Consider the following 14,476-nt stretch of genomic DNA (forward strand, 5'->3'; position numbering starts at 1 on the left):
GCCGCGCCGCCCGAGTCGCCCGGGCGGCCGGAGCCCGCCGTGCCGTTCGAGTATCCCCGGCCCTTCGAGTTCCCCCGGTCGCCGGAGTACCCAAGGCCGTCGGAGCACCCCAGGCCGCCGGAATCCGCGGTGCCGCCCGCCTCCGCCGTACGGCCGGCCGCGGAACCCGGATTGCTGTCGGCGGCCATGCTGGCCCGCGCGGCGACGGCGCTGGACGCCGCGACCGTGAGCGCGGGACTGGACGCGGCGCTGGCCGCGCACGGCGTCGTGTGGACGTGGGAGCGGCTCGTGCTGCCGGTGTTCGCGGCCGTCACGCGCAGGCAGCAGGACACCGGCACCGGGATCGACGTCGAGCACCTGTTCTCCGACCGGCTCCAGGCCGCGCTGGCGCGGTTCTCCGCGCGTGCGCCCTCGCCCGTGCATCCCCGTCCCGTCCTGCTGGCCGGTGCGGAGGAGGAGCAGCACGCGCTGCCGATCCACGCGCTGGCCGCCGCGCTCGGCACGCTCGGGGTGGAGGCCCGCGTGCTCGGGGCCCGGACGCCGTACGCCGCGCTGTCGGATGCCATGCGCCGCCTCGGCCCCGCTGCCGTGTTCGTGTGGTCGCAGATCAGGGAGACGGGCGACCCCGCCCCGCTGGCCGCTCTGCCGAGGCTCCGCCCCGCCTGCCGCATCGTGGTCGGCGGTCTCGGATGGTGGGACGACCTGCCTACGCACGTCGTCCGGGTGAACACGTTTCGTGACGCCATCTCGGCGGTAATGACCACTCTGCGGTGAATTCGCCGTCTTTAATGCATTTTTGATCCGGCGTTCGGCCCCCATGGTTGCCCGCCTCGAACACGGGCGGCTATGAATAGGTTTTGAATAAGTTTCTGTCCAAGGGGGGCCGATGGAGGAGACCCTGGAGTTCCGCCTCGCCGCAGGGGACACGGGAGCGCTGGGGGAGTGCTACCGGGTGCACTCCCCGGCCGTACGCTCCTACCTGCGCAAACTCGTGCCGCCCCAGGACGTGGAGGACGTCCTGCAGGTCGTCTTCACCGAGGTGTGGCGCTTCCGGCACCGCTTCGACCCGGGCCGCAGCCTGACGGCCTGGCTGTTCGGCATCGCCCGCAACCGGGCGGTGGACCACCTGAGGGCGCGTACCCCGGCGACGGTCCCGCTGGAGGCGGTTCCCGACCCGGCGGGGCGCGACGGCCGGCTGGACGGCGAGGAGTTCGCCGACCGCGACCGGATCAGGCGCGCGCTGGCCGCGCTGCCGCAGGTGCAGCGCCAGGCGATCGAGCTGGCCTACTACGGGGACCTGACCCAGCGGGAGATCGCCGAGCACCTGCGGGTCCCGCTCGGCACGATCAAGGCGCGTACGGCACGCGGCCTGCACCGCCTGTCCACGCTGCTGCGGCCGGCGGCCTGATCATGGAGCCCGCGGAAGGGATCAGGCCCAGGGTCGCCGTGTCGAGCTGCCTGCTCGGCGCTCCCGTACGGTTCAACGGCGGCCACAGCCGTGACCGGTTCCTGACCGCGGAGCTCGCGGAGCACGTGGACTGGGTGCCGGTCTGCCCCGAGATCGAGATCGGCCTCGGCGCCCCGCGCGAGACGCTCCGCCTGCAGCGCTCCCCGGACGGGCCCCGGCTCGTCACGCGCCGGACGCACGAGGATCTGACCGCCCCGATGACCGCGCTCGCCGCCGAGCGTGCCGCCGGTCTGGCGGACGTCGACGGATACGTGTTCAAGTCGCGGAGCCCGAGCTGCGGGCTGCACGGAATTCCCGTGTACGCCGAGTCCGGCGCCGCGGCCGACCGCCGAGGCAGGGGAATCTTCGCCGCCGCCGTCACCGCCGCCCGCCCCGAACTGGCCGTCGAGGACGAGGGCCGGCTGCACGACGCCGTGCTGCGGGAGGCGTTCGTCGAGCGGATCTTCGCCTCGGCCCGCCTGCGGGCCCTGCTGGCCGGCGAATGGCGCCCCCGCGACCTGGTCGCCTTCCACGCCCGGCACAAGATGCAGATCCTCGCCCACGCGCCCGCGGCGTACCGGGAGATCGGGCGGCTCGTGGCCGCGGCGGGCGAGCGTCCACGGGAGGCGCTGGCCCGGGAGTACGGCCGGGTGTTCCTGGCGGCCCTCGCCACCAGGGCCACGGTCGGGCGTCACGTCAACGTCCTGCAGCACTGCCTCGGCATGATCGGCCGGGACCTCGACCCGGTCCGCCGGGCCGACCTGGCCGAGGTGATCGCGTCGTACCGGGCCCGCGAGGTCGCCCTCGCGGTGCCGCTCGCCCTGCTCCGGCACCACGCGAGGGGCGCGGCGGCCCAGTACGTCCACGTCGTCCAGGCGCGGTACGTCCGCGACCAGACCTACCTGTCCCCGTATCCCGACGCGCTGCGCCTGCGCAACCACATCCCCGCATGAGCGCGGGCCGGCGGGAAGGAAGAAGACCCATGAGACGCACATCGAAGAAGACGCTGCTGCGCACGGCCCTCGCCGTGACGGCCGCCGCCGCGGTCGGCGGCCTGTCCACCGACCGGCACAACCCGAAAGCACGGCACAACCAAGGCCTGAGGTCAGCCGATCGCGCGGCGGAAGCGCTCGCCGAGCCCGGCCAGCCGTTCGACCGGCTCGTTGGCGAACACGAGCCGCAGGTAGTGCGCCCCCGAAGGGCCCCAGCCGTCCATGGGCGTGGCGGCGACCTTCCCCCGGTCGAACAGCAGCCGGGACAGCTCGGCGGGCGTCAGCCCGAGCGGGCGGGTGTCGACCAGGGCGGACCAGCCGCCGTGCGGCGGGACGACCGGATAGCCGGCCAGTTCGCGGAGGACGGCATCGCGGCGGCGGGCCCACACCGCGGTGGCCGCCGCCACGTCCGCCTCGGCGTCCGGCGCGTCCAGGGCGGCCGCCACCGCCTCCTGGGCGATCCCCACCTGGCAGACGACGTTGGTGAGGCCGACCAGGCGGATGTCGGCGAGGACGGCGGCCGGCCCCACCACCCAGCCGACCCGCCAGCCGATGAGCCGCAGCTCCTTCGACGCCGAGCCGACGGTGATCGTGCGGCCGGCCAGTTCGTCGCGGGCGGCGGGATGGCTCGGAGCCCGGCCGTCGAAGCGGATGCGCTCCATCGCGGCGTCGTAGATCAACCAGGCGTCGTGCCGCTCGCACGCGGCGGCGAGCGCCGCCCAGTGGCGGTCGTCGAGCACGAGACCGGTCGGCATGAGCGGGCTCATCATCAGCACCGCGGCGGTCCGCCCGGTGACCGCCGCGGCCAGCTCCTCCGGGTCGAGCGTCCACCCCTCGGCCGTGGCCCCGGCGGGCACGAAACGGGGGACGCCGCCCGCCAGCCGCACCCGGTTGACCAGCCCCGCGTACACCGGGTCGCACAGCACGACCTCTTGACCCGGCTCGACGGTGGCGAGCAGCGTGTTCAGCACGCCGTTGAGCCCGCCCGCGACGCTGACGCACTCGGTGTCCGGGTCGTACGCGCGCCCGGCCAGGCGGCCCACGTGCGCGGCGGCGGCCGTACGCAGGGAGCGGCGGCCCTGGAACGGCAGATAGCTGTTGGCCGCGTCGTCGTCGAGTGCGGCCCGGGTCGCCTCGATCGCGACGGCAGGCGGCCGGAGATCGGTGTCCAGGTTCTCCAGCCGCAGCAACTCCGGATCGTCCGCCGCGTCGGCGGCGTCGCCGACGGCGTCGACCCCGATGCCGGGGATGTCGCGGAGCCGGGACACGGTCATGGTAACTCCGTTCGCTCAACTGGTATCTCCGTACCACTATGCTGATACGTGTGAACATGGCGCAAGTGGTCGGCGACAACGTCCACCGGCTGCGGAACGCGGCCGGCATCTCCCTGGCGGACCTCGCGGCGGCGGGCGGGATCAGCAAGACGACCCTGCACGGCATCGAGCAGGGCGCGGGCAACCCCACCCTCGGCACGCTGTGGGCCCTCGCCACCGCGCTCAAGGTCTCACTGGGGGAGCTGATCGAACCGCCGGCTCCCGTCGTGGAGGTCGTGCGCGCGGACGACGAGCGGCCCGCCGTGACCGGCGACGCCGTGGGCGCCCGCCTGCTGCACCGCATCCGGCTGCGCGGCACCGTGGAGGTCTACGCGATCGAGGTGGCCGCGAACGGGCAGGAGTCGCAGGCCCACCTGCCCGGGGTCGAGGAGTGCCTGGTCCTCACGGGCGGCCGGATCACGGCCGGGCCCGCCGACGCGCCGGTGGACCTGTCGGAGGGCGACTCGCTGCGGTTCGAGGCCTCCCGGCCCCACGTCTACCGGGGCCACGACGAGCGCAACCGGGCCGTGCTGCTCATGCTCCACCCCGATCCGCCCGGCACCTGAGCCCGCCACCCCCGCCACAGGGCCGGCGCGGGGCCACGTCCGCCAGGAGTGCCCGGGGATCGGCGGCGACGGCCCGGTGCAGGGACGCCTATAGCCTTGGGATGGCCGCGTTCCCCAGGCGGCGTGTTGTGAGGTGGCATGGTCCCGTCCCTGTTCGACCGGCTGGTCGCCGGCGATCACGTGTGCAACGTCTACGACGACGAGGAGCAGCGGCTCGCCGCCGTCGCCCGTTTCGTCCGCGCCGGCGTCGGCGGCGGCAACAGGGTCGTCCACTTCTCGGTCGGCTCCCCGGAGCAGGTCGTGGACGAGCTCGTGGCCCAGGGGGTCGATGCCCGGGCGCTGTGCGAAACCGGCGCATTGCACGTGTACGCCGCGGGGAACACGTACCTGGCGTCGGGCTCCTTCGACCCGGAGGCGGCGGTCGACGGCTGGCGGCGGGCGCTCGCGGAGGCCCTCGACGCGGGCTACGCCGGCCTGTGGGCGCTGGGCGACATGGCCTGGGCGGCCTCGGATATCTCCGGCGCCGAGCGCCTCCACCGGTACGAGGCCGAGGTCAACCGGGTCTTCTCCGGCGGCCGCGCTCTCGCCATGTGCCTGTACGACCGGCGGACGATGCCGCCGGAGGCGCTCGACCGGATCTCCGCCGCCCACCCCTCCCGGCTCGGACCCGGGCCGGACGAGAGCTGGGTCCCGCTGTTGCGCATGCGGCGGACGGCCGTTCCACCCGGCCTCGCGCTCGCCGGCGAGGTCGACGCATCCAACCGGGAGGCGCTGGCCGCGACGCTCGCCGGACTGCGGGAGGACCTGCCGGACGCGCCCGGACCGCTGACCGTCGACCTGTCGGGGCTGCGCTTCGCCGACGCGGGGGTCGCACGGCTGCTGATCGAGGGCCACCGTGCCCTTCCCGGAGGGATCAGAGTGGTCGGGTGCCCACCTCAGGTCGCCCGGCTGTTACGGGTGATGGGCGGCGAGGAGATCCTTGGAGCCGTCGACTGGGCGGAGGCGACGGCATGACCGGGTTCGACCACATCGGGCTGCTGTACCGGGACGAGGACGAGTACGCCGCGGGATGCGCCGCCTTCCTCCGGCAGGCTCTGGCCGCCGAGGAGCCCGCGATGGTCGCCGTGCCGGGCGGCAACGGCGAGCTGATCCGGGCCCGCCTCGGGAGCGACGCCCATCGGGTCGTCTTCCGGGACATGAGCGTCGCGGGCCGGAACCCGGGGCGGATCATCCCGTCGGTCCTGCTCGCCTTCCTGCGCGAGCACGCGGGCCGGCGCGTCTGGATCATCGGCGAGCCCATCTGGGACGGGCGCAGCGAGATCGAGTATCCCGCCTGCGCCCAGCACGAGGCCCTCATCAACGCGGTCTTCGCCGGTGAGGAGGCCGCGATCCTGTGCCCGTACGACGTGGCGCGGCTGAACCCGGAGGCGGTCGCCGACGCGCACCGGACCCATCCCGTCATGCAGGACGCGACCGGCGTCTGGGACAGCCCGGCCTACACCGACCCGATCGAGACCGCCGCCGCGTTCGACGTCCCGCTGCCCGCCCCTCCGCCGGCCGCGGCGGCCTACCGCTTCGAGGGCCTGCGGGCTCTGCCGGCGCTGCGCGCGTTCCTGACCCGCGAGGCCCTCGCGGCCGGGCTCGGGGGGCGGCGCCTGAGCGAGATGCTCATCGCCGTGAACGAGCTGGCCACCAACACCGGGGAGTACACCGACGGGACCGGCACGGTGACGGTCTGGACCGAGCACGGGACGCTGGTGTGCCAGATCGACGACGGCGGCCGGATCGCCGACCCGCTCGCCGGGCGGGTGCCGCCTCCCGACCACGCCACCCACGGACGCGGCCTGCTCATCGCCCACGAGTTCGCGGACCTGGTCCGCATTCACCGGCACTCGCGGGGGACGAGCATCCGCCTCCACTTCGCCCTGTCGCCCGAGCGGGAGCCGGCCGTCAGGCGACGGACGGCTGCGCGCTGAGGCCGCCCGCCGGCGTGCCGCCTGTGTGCTTCGAGGCCGCGCAGGCTGACTCCTATCGCTTGCTGCGGCATCGAGAGGGTCAAGTCAGACGCGGAGCAGGTCGGTCGAGACCGTCCAGAGGCGCTTGGCGGCAGTGGGGTCGAGCGCCCATTCCTTGACACCGTGCGGGTGCTGCGCGAGGTCGGCGTCGTCCGGCACGGTGTAAGCCTCTTGTGAATCGTCGAGGTAGTGGCCTCCGGTGTGAGCGAACTCCGGGGCGACGGCCGCGACGAGGCTGGTGGCGGCTCCCTGCTCGACCGTTTTGTAGGTGAAGACTCCGGCGGCCTCGGCCGCGTCGAGCGATGCCTTCTGCTGCGCTGTGAAGTTGCGCTGCAGTCCCGTCGCGACACCGCCGGGGTTCACCGCATTGGCGACGATGCCGTCGGAGACCCAGAGGCGAGTCGCCTCGACGGCGAAAAGAGAGTTCGCCGTCTTCGATTGGGCGTAGGCGATCTGCGGGTCGTAGCTGCGACGCTCGAAGTGGAGGTCGTCGAAGTCGATGCCGGAACGCATGTGCGCGGTCGAACTGACCGAGACGATCCGTGCTCCGTCACGGTCGATCGCTCCCAGGGCCAGGGCGTCGTGCAGGCCGGTGGCCAGGGCGAAGTGGCCGAGATGGTTCGTCGCGAACTGCAGCTCCCAGCCCTCACGCGTACGTTCGAGGCCACCGGTGACCACGCCCGCGTTGTTGATCAGCAGGTGAAGCGGACCGTTCCATGCGTCGACGAACCGCCTGACGGTGCTCCTGTCGGCGAGGTCGAGCCGGACGACTCGGGGCCGGATCCCTCCGGTCGACTTCGCGATCGTCTCGGCGACGGCGTCACCCGCGGTCGTGTTCCGGACGGCGAGCGTCACTTCCGCTCCGGCAGAGGTCAGCGCACGAGCGGTCTCGGTGCCGATTCCGGAGGAACCTCCGGTGACGATCGCGCGGACGCCGGTGAGGTCGACGCCCCGCAGCACCTCGTCCGCGGTGCTGGAGGAGGTGAAGGGCGTGGAGATGAGTTTGCGCATGGTCACAGCGGTGACTATACACACTAGACTTAGTTTGTATAGTGCGCCGGTCGCTCGTATGCTCGTTTCATGAGCAGTCCCGAGGTCGGTCACCCGCCATCGACAGTCGCCGATACCGACCGTCGGAGCATGGTTCTGGACTCCGCGATGGTCACGTTCGCGCGATTCGGTTACCGGAAGACCTCGATGGAGGAGGTGGCGCGGGCGGCGCGCATCTCCCGGCCCGGGCTCTATTTCCTCTTCTCCTCGAAGGAGACTCTGTTCCGTGCGGCGGTCACCCAGGCCTTGAATCGCGATATCACAGCGGTCGAACACGTCCTGGCCGACACCGGCCGACCTCTTTCGGAGCGCCTCGTCGAAGCGTTCGATCAGTGGGCGGGCCGCTACATCGGCCCGCTGACGAGCGATGTCGCGATGGTCATCGAGGACAATCCCGACCTCCTCGGAGAGATCATCGAGACCTCGCGGCGACGTTTCGAGGAACTGATCACAGACGCGATCGCCATCACGTCGGGACGAGAGGCGGCTCCCCCTGTCGCGCAGACGATGATCAGCGCCTCGATCGGCCTCAAGCATCAGGTCACATCACGGGAGGTCTACCTCGAACGACTGGAGGTAGCCATCGATCTCCTGCTGCGCTGAAGAGGCTTGCCCGGTGAAGGATCCGTACGGGAATCAGCGGTAGCCCTCGGCGGCGGCCGTTCACTGGGCGGCGGCGTCGAGCTCGCGGGAACGCTCGGCCTCCGCGGCCCTCTGGCACTCGAAGGCCGAGAGGATCGTGTCGAGGATCTCGCCGAACTGCCGCACCTGGCCGGGGGTGAGGGGGTCGAACAGCACCCGGCGGACCTCCTCGACGTGGCCCGGCGCCGCCTCCACGAGGGCGGCGAAGCCCTCGTCGGTGAGCTCTGCGACGGTCGTGCGCCGGTCCTCCGGCCGCTTGAGCCGCCGCACCCAGCCCTTCTCCTCAAGCCGGGAGACGGCGTGGGACAGGCGGCTGACCGAATACTGGAGCATGGCGGACAGCTCCGTCATCGTCATGGTCCGCCCGGGAGACTCGGAGAGGACCACGAGGATCATGTAGTAGGCGTGCGGCATGCCCGAGTCTCGCTGCAACTGCCGTTCGAGGGCCTCCTGGAGGAGCTGGCTCGTCCGCAGGTAGGCGCGCCAGGTGCGCTGCTCCTCCGGGTCGAGCCATCGGGTGCCGGACATGGCGCCAAGACTACCGGTCGGTGGGCACGCTGATTTGTGGGCGAAAGACCCTGGTTCGGCCGCTACTGCTGGGAAAGTGTCAGGGGCATGGACGCATACGGGAACATCGACGCCTACTGGCGGGCCGCGAACTACCTGTCCGTCGGCCAGATCTACCTGATGGACAACCCGCTGCTGACCGAGCCGCTCAGCCCCGAGCACGTCAAGCCGCGACTGCTCGGCCACTGGGGCACGACGCCCGGGCTCAACTTCTGCTTCGCCCACCTCAACCGGATCATCCGGGAGCGCGGCCAGGACATGATCTACATCGCCGGCCCCGGTCACGGCGGCCCGGCGGCGGTCGCCCACGCGTGGCTCGAAGGCACCTACACCGAGCGCTACCCCCACGTCACCCAGGACGCCGAGGGCATGCGCAGGCTCTTCCGCCAGTTCTCCTTCCCCGGCGGCATCCCCAGCCACGTCGCCCCCGAGACCCCGGGCTCCATCCACGAGGGCGGCGAGCTCGGCTACGCCCTGTCCCACGCGTACGGCGCGGCCTTCGACAACCCCGGCCTGGTGGTGGCCTGCGTCGTCGGCGACGGCGAGGCCGAGACCGGCCCGCTCGCCACCGGCTGGCATTCCAACAAGTTCCTCAACCGGGACACCGACGGGGTGGTCCTGCCGATCCTGCACCTGAACGGCTACAAGATCGCCAACCCCACCGTGCTGGCCAGGATCCCGGAGGACGAGCTGATCAAGCTCTTCGAGGGGTACGGCTACCGCCCGCACATCGTCTCCGGCCAGGAGCCGGTGGAGATGCACGAGCTCATGGCCGCGACCCTCGACACCGTCTTCGACCAGATGGCCGACGGCGGCCCGCTGCCGATGATCATCCTGCGTACGCCGAAGGGCTGGACCGGGCCGCGTGAGGTCGACGGGCTCCCGGTCGAGGGCACCTGGCGCGCCCACCAGGTTCCGCTGACCGACGTACGGAACCGGCCAGACCGGCTGGAGGCCCTGGAGGAGTGGATGCGCTCCTACCGGCCGGAAGAGCTTTTCGACGCCGACGGACGGCCGGTCGAGAGGATCACGCGGACGGTCCCGGACGGGCCGCTGCGGATGAGCGCCAGCCCGCACGCCAACGGCGGGGAGTTGCTGCGCCCGCTCGTGCTGCCCGACTTCCGCGACTACGCGGTCGAGGTCAAGGCCCCGGCGGCGGCCTCCAGCGAGCCGACCCGGGTCCTCGGGGCGTTCCTGCGCGACGTGATCGCGGCGAACCCGGCGAACTTCCGGCTGCTCGGCCCGGACGAGACCGCCTCCAACCGCCTGTCGGCCGTCTTCGAGGCGACGGACAAGGAGTGGGAGGCCGCCCTGCTGCCCACCGACGAGAACCTCGGTCCCCGAGGCAGGGTCATGGAGGTGCTCAGCGAGCACCAGTGCCAGGGCTGGCTGGAGGGCTACCTGCTGACCGGCCGCCACGGGCTGTTCAACTGCTACGAGGCGTTCATCCACATCGTGGACGCGATGTTCAACCAGCACGCCAAGTGGCTGGAGTCCTCCCGCAAGATCCCCTGGCGGCGGCCGGTCGCCTCGCTGAACTACCTGCTGTCGTCCCACGTCTGGCGCCAGGACCACAACGGCTTCAGCCACCAGGACCCCGGCTTCCTCGATGTGGTGGTGAACAAGAAGGCCGAGGTCGTCCGCGTCTACCTGCCGCCGGACGCCAACACCCTGCTGTCGGTCGCCGACCACTGCCTGCGCTCGCGCGACTACGTCAACGTGGTCGTGGCGGGCAAGCAGCCCGTGCTCGACCTGATGAGCATGGACGAGGCGATCGTCCACTGCACCCGCGGGCTGGGCATCCTCGACTGGGCCTCCACCGACCAGGGCACCGACCCCGACGTCGTGCTCGCCTGCGCCGGTGACGTGCCCACGCTGGAGACCCTGGCCGCCGCCGCGCTGCTCCGCGAGCACCTGCCCGAACTGCGGATCCGGGTGATCAACGTGGTCGACCTCATGCGGCTGCAGCCGGCCTCCGAGCACCCGCACGGCCTGCGCGACGCCGAGTTCGACGCGCTGTTCACCACGGACCGGCCGATCATCTTCAACTTCCACGGCTATCCGTGCTGATCCACCGCCTCACCTACCGGCGTACCGGGCACGACAACCTGCACGTGCGCGGCTACAAGGAGGAGGGCACCACCACCACGCCGTTCGACATGGCGATGCTCAACGACATCGACCGCTTCCACCTGGTGATGGACGTGATCGACCGGGTGCCCGGGCTGGGCAGCAGGGCGGCCCACCTGCGCCAGCGCATGGCCGACGCCCGGCTGCGCGCCCGCGCCCACACCCGCGAGTTCGGCGAGGACCCGGCCGAGATCCGCGACTGGACGTGGCCTTACTGATTCCGGAGGACGAGTCCGGCGGCGGGCGCGGCGCATCACCGCCATTCGGGGGCGGCGGCACCGGTAGCATCGGATGCGACCGGAGCCGCCGCCTCGTGCGCGCGCGGCCACCGAGGTCCACGCATCGACCCTGTCCTAAGGAGCAACCGTGTCCGCCGCCCTTGAGATACGCATCACCCTCGCCGGAGCCGAGCGCGTGGTGGCGGCGGGTACGACGGCCGGGGAGGCGCTCGGCGCCGACGGCAGGTCGGTGATCGCCGCCCGGATCAACGGCGAGCTGCGCGACCTGGCCACCGAGGTCGCCGAGGGCGACGTGGTCGAGCCCGTCGCGATCGACAGCCCCGACGGCCGGGCCATCCTGCGCCACTCCACCGCGCACGTCATGGCCCAGGCCGTCCAGGAGATCTTCCCCGAGGCCAGGCTCGGCATCGGCCCGCCGGTCGAGAACGGCTTCTACTACGACTTCGACGTCCGCGAGCCGTTCACCCCCGACGACCTCAAGCGCATCGAGAAGCGGATGCGCGAGATCGTCAAGCAGGGGCAGACCTTCCGCCGCCGTCCGGTCGGCGACGACGAGGCCCGCGAGGAGCTCGCCGCCGAGCCGTACAAGCTGGAGCTGATCGGGCTGAAGGGCGGCGCCGCGGAGTCCGCCGAGGGCGCGAGCGTCGAGGTCGGCGGCGGCCAGCTCACCATCTACGACAACCTCGACCCGAAGACGGGCGAGCTGTGCTGGAAGGACCTGTGCCGGGGGCCGCACCTGCCGAGCACCCGGGTCATCCCGGCCTTCAAGCTCATGCGGTCCGGCGGCGCCTACTGGCGGGGCAGCGAGAAGAACCCGCAGCTCCAGCGCATCTACGGCACCGCCTGGGAGTCGCGCGAGAAGCAGGACGAGTACCTCAAGTTCCTGGAGGAGGCCGAGAAGCGCGACCACCGCAAGCTCGGCGCCGAGCTCGACCTGTTCTCGTTCCCCGACGAGCTGGGCTCGGGCCTGCCGGTGTTCCACCCCAAGGGCGGCGTGATCCGCCGGGTGATGGAGGACTACTCCCGCCGCCGGCACGAGGAGGCGGGTTACTCCTTCGTCAACACCCCGCACATCACCAAGGACAACCTGTACAAGATCTCCGGCCACCTCGACTGGTACGCCGACGGCATGTTCCCTCCGATGGAGCTGGAGGGCGCGCGCTACTACCTCAAGCCGATGAACTGCCCGATGCACAACCTGATCTTCAGGGCGCGCGGGCGGTCCTACCGCGAGCTGCCGCTGCGGCTGTTCGAGTTCGGCACGGTCTACCGCTACGAGAAGTCGGGCGTGGTGCACGGCCTGACCCGCGTACGCGGACTCACCCAGGACGACGCGCACATCTACTGCACCCGTGAGCAGATGCGCGACGAGCTCACCTCGCTGCTGCGGTTCGTGCTCGACCTGCTGCGCGACTACGGCCTGGAGGACTTCTACCTGGAGCTGTCCACCAAGGACCCGGAGAAGTACGTCGGCACCGACGAGACGTGGGAGGAGGCCACCCAGACCCTGCGGGAGGTGGCCGAGTCCGAGAAGCTGGAACTGGTCCTCGACCCGGGTGGCGCCGCCTTCTACGGTCCCAAGATCTCGGTGCAGGCCCGGGACGCGATCGGCCGGTCCTGGCAGATGTCGACCATCCAGCTCGACTTCAACCTGCCCGAGCGCTTCGGACTGGAGTATCAGGCTCCCGACGGCACCCGGCAGCGGCCGGTCATGATCCACCGGGCGCTGTTCGGGTCGATCGAGCGGTTCTTCGGCGTGCTGGTCGAGCACTACGCCGGCGCCTTCCCGGCGTGGCTCGCCCCGGTGCAGGTCGTCGGCATCCCGATCGCCGACGCCCACGTGCCCTACCTGCAGGACGTCGCCAAGCGGCTGCGCGAGCACGGCATCCGGGTGGAGGTCGACGAGAGCGACGACCGCATGCAGAAGAAGATCCGCAACGCCCAGAAGGCCAAGGTGCCGTACATGCTGCTCGCGGGCGACGACGACATCGCGGCGGGCGCCGTCTCCTTCCGCTACCGCAACGGCGAGCAGAAGAACGGCGTCCCGATCGACGAGGCGATCGACGAGATCGTCGACGCCGTCCGCCGCCGCATCCAGGTCTGACGGCCCACCACCCCGAACGCGGGCGCCCCACCCGGGGCTCCCGCGTTCTGGCTTCTCCTGGCGGAGCGGGACGGCCGAGGAGCTCCCGGGGCGGGCTCAGGCGGCCGGGGCGGCCTCGGCGGGGGAGCCCTGACCGGGGAGGCGGACGTCGTCGACGGTCACGTTGACCTCGACCACCTGCATGCCGAGCATGCGGCTCACCGACCGGGCGACGTTGACCTTGACCTCGGTGGCGACGTCCATCACCACGTGGCCGTACACGATGACGATGGTCACGTCGACCGAGACCTGCTGGTCCTGGATCCTGGCCTGCACGCCCTGGGTCGCCCGCTTGCTCCCCACACCGATGCGGTCGCGTACGGATTCGAAGGCGCGCTCGAAGTCGCCGCCGAGGTCGGCGACGCCGGGGATCTCCAGGGCGGCAAGCGCGGCGACCTTCTCCACCACCTCGTCGGCGACCTTGATCCGGCCCTTGAGGACGTTCGCGGTCGGCGTCTCGGGCCTGGGGGTCTCCACCGGCTCGGGCGGCTCCACGCCGCCCGGCTCGTCCAGGCTCCCCTCGGCGTACGCGTCGGGCTGTTCTTCCACGCGCTCCTCGACGGCGGCGGCCTCGCTCATGTGACGGCTCCTCGGGGGGTGGGGGCGTCCGGCAGGTGCATTGTGCCCGATGACCGAGCAGGCCGTCCGGCGTCCGCGGATATCGGCGGGCCGCCGGTCGTGGCCACCCTGCCGGTGACTGCGCAACCCGGCCGGTGAGAGGAGATCCGCGAGGTCATATGCTGCTGCCAGTGCCCAGTACCAAAGGTGACAGTGCACGGGGGCAACGGGAGCGGAGGAGATCGCGGACGTGGATTCAGAGCCGATCGAGCAGGCGGGCGCCGGGATTCCCGACAGCTTCCAGCGTCTGTGGACCCCGCACCGGATGGCCTACATCAAGGGCGAGAACAAGCCCAGCGGATCCGGCGAGGATGACGGCTGCCCGTTCTGTGAGATTCCCAAGCTCTCCGACGAGGACGGGCTGATCGTGGCCCGGGGATCGGCCGTGTTCGCCGTCCTCAACCTCTACCCGTACAACTCCGGGCACCTGATGGTCTGTCCCTACCGGCACGTGTCCGACTACGCGGACCTCGACGGCACCGAGACGGCCGAGCTGGCCGAGTTCACCAAGCGCGCGACGCAGGCGCTGCGCAAGGCGAGCGGGGCGCAGGGCTTCAACGTCGGCATGAACCTGGGCGGCGTGGCGGGCGCGGGCATCGCCGCCCACCTCCACCAGCACGTCGTGCCCCGGTGGGGCGGCGACACCAACTTCATGCCGGTGGTCGGGCGCACCAAGGTGCTGCCGCAACTGCTGCGCGACACCCGCGACCTGCTCGCCGACGCCTGGCCCGCCGCCTCCTGACCGTTCCTCGGC

Annotated in this window: 13 protein-coding genes and 1 pseudogene; 10 read left to right on the top strand and 4 right to left on the bottom strand. The window is 71.6% G+C overall.

Translation table 11 applies throughout. The annotated features are described in order from the left end of the window. From B1L11_RS47060 to B1L11_RS23525, 3 genes are all read left to right on the top strand, one after another. Positions 1 to 774 (top strand): MerR family transcriptional regulator (locus B1L11_RS47060; RefSeq protein WP_079316493.1); only part of this gene is annotated, 774 nt, incomplete at its 5' end. Positions 775 to 886: 112 nt separating this feature from the next. Next, the gene (locus tag B1L11_RS23520; RefSeq protein ID WP_079316494.1) at positions 887 to 1,408 is read left to right on the top strand and encodes an RNA polymerase sigma factor; all 522 of its coding nucleotides are present in this window, start codon (positions 887 to 889) and stop codon (positions 1,406 to 1,408) included. 2 nt (positions 1,409 to 1,410) lie between these two features. Further along, on the top strand, positions 1,411 to 2,400 hold the full coding sequence (locus B1L11_RS23525; RefSeq protein WP_079316495.1) for a DUF523 and DUF1722 domain-containing protein: 990 nt from the start codon (positions 1,411 to 1,413) through the stop codon (positions 2,398 to 2,400). Between the two features lie 152 nt (positions 2,401 to 2,552). Here B1L11_RS23525 and B1L11_RS23530 read toward each other — a convergent pair whose 3' ends face one another. After that, a complete protein-coding gene (locus B1L11_RS23530) occupies positions 2,553 to 3,713 on the bottom strand; it encodes a pyridoxal phosphate-dependent aminotransferase (RefSeq protein WP_079316496.1) in 1,161 nt (386 codons plus the stop codon). Positions 3,714 to 3,769: 56 nt separating this feature from the next. Between B1L11_RS23530 and B1L11_RS23535 the strand changes: the two genes are divergently transcribed. From B1L11_RS23535 to B1L11_RS23545, 3 genes are all read left to right on the top strand, one after another. Next, entirely contained in the window at positions 3,770 to 4,318 is a 549-nt protein-coding gene (locus B1L11_RS23535; protein ID WP_256862823.1) for a helix-turn-helix domain-containing protein, read from the top strand. 138 nt (positions 4,319 to 4,456) lie between these two features. Next, positions 4,457 to 5,332 carry an MEDS domain-containing protein gene (locus B1L11_RS23540; protein WP_079316498.1) on the top strand — a complete coding sequence of 292 codons (876 nt, stop codon included), beginning with the start codon at positions 4,457 to 4,459 and terminating at the stop codon, positions 5,330 to 5,332. Then, positions 5,329 to 6,294 carry a sensor histidine kinase gene (locus tag B1L11_RS23545; protein ID WP_079316499.1) on the top strand — a complete coding sequence of 322 codons (966 nt, stop codon included), beginning with the start codon at positions 5,329 to 5,331 and terminating at the stop codon, positions 6,292 to 6,294. The genes B1L11_RS23540 and B1L11_RS23545 overlap by 4 nt, the downstream gene beginning before the upstream one ends. A gap of 84 nt (positions 6,295 to 6,378) precedes the next feature. Here the strand turns inward: B1L11_RS23545 and B1L11_RS23550 are convergent, their stop codons facing one another. After that, the gene (locus B1L11_RS23550) at positions 6,379 to 7,437 is read right to left on the bottom strand and encodes an SDR family NAD(P)-dependent oxidoreductase (RefSeq protein ID WP_218671265.1); all 1,059 of its coding nucleotides are present in this window, start codon (positions 7,435 to 7,437) and stop codon (positions 6,379 to 6,381) included. Here B1L11_RS23550 and B1L11_RS23555 point away from each other — a divergent pair. Further along, positions 7,414 to 7,986 carry a TetR/AcrR family transcriptional regulator gene (locus B1L11_RS23555; protein ID WP_079316501.1) on the top strand — a complete coding sequence of 191 codons (573 nt, stop codon included), beginning with the start codon at positions 7,414 to 7,416 and terminating at the stop codon, positions 7,984 to 7,986. The genes B1L11_RS23550 and B1L11_RS23555 overlap by 24 nt on opposite strands. Positions 7,987 to 8,046: 60 nt before the next feature. Here B1L11_RS23555 and B1L11_RS23560 read toward each other — a convergent pair whose 3' ends face one another. Beyond that, the gene (locus B1L11_RS23560) at positions 8,047 to 8,553 is read right to left on the bottom strand and encodes a MarR family winged helix-turn-helix transcriptional regulator (protein WP_079316502.1); all 507 of its coding nucleotides are present in this window, start codon (positions 8,551 to 8,553) and stop codon (positions 8,047 to 8,049) included. Positions 8,554 to 8,640: 87 nt separating this feature from the next. Between B1L11_RS23560 and B1L11_RS23565 the strand changes: the two are divergent. After that, a pseudogene (locus B1L11_RS23565) lies at positions 8,641 to 10,940 on the top strand (phosphoketolase). Between the two features lie 148 nt (positions 10,941 to 11,088). Next, positions 11,089 to 13,065, top strand: a complete 1,977-nt coding sequence (gene thrS, locus B1L11_RS23570) for a threonine--tRNA ligase (RefSeq protein ID WP_079316503.1) — start codon at positions 11,089 to 11,091, stop codon at positions 13,063 to 13,065. 96 nt (positions 13,066 to 13,161) lie between these two features. Here the strand turns inward: thrS and B1L11_RS23575 are convergent, their stop codons facing one another. Next, positions 13,162 to 13,683, bottom strand: a complete 522-nt coding sequence (locus B1L11_RS23575; protein ID WP_079316504.1) for an Asp23/Gls24 family envelope stress response protein — start codon at positions 13,681 to 13,683, stop codon at positions 13,162 to 13,164. 229 nt (positions 13,684 to 13,912) lie between these two features. Between B1L11_RS23575 and B1L11_RS23580 the strand changes: the two genes are divergently transcribed. Next, positions 13,913 to 14,464 (top strand): HIT domain-containing protein, encoded by a 552-nt coding sequence (locus tag B1L11_RS23580; protein ID WP_218671266.1) that lies wholly within the window; start codon positions 13,913 to 13,915, stop codon positions 14,462 to 14,464. Positions 14,465 to 14,476 lie beyond the last annotated feature (12 nt).

The sequence above is a fragment of the Microbispora sp. GKU 823 genome, assembly GCF_002027145.1.
Classification (GTDB): domain Bacteria; phylum Actinomycetota; class Actinomycetes; order Streptosporangiales; family Streptosporangiaceae; genus Microbispora; species Microbispora siamensis.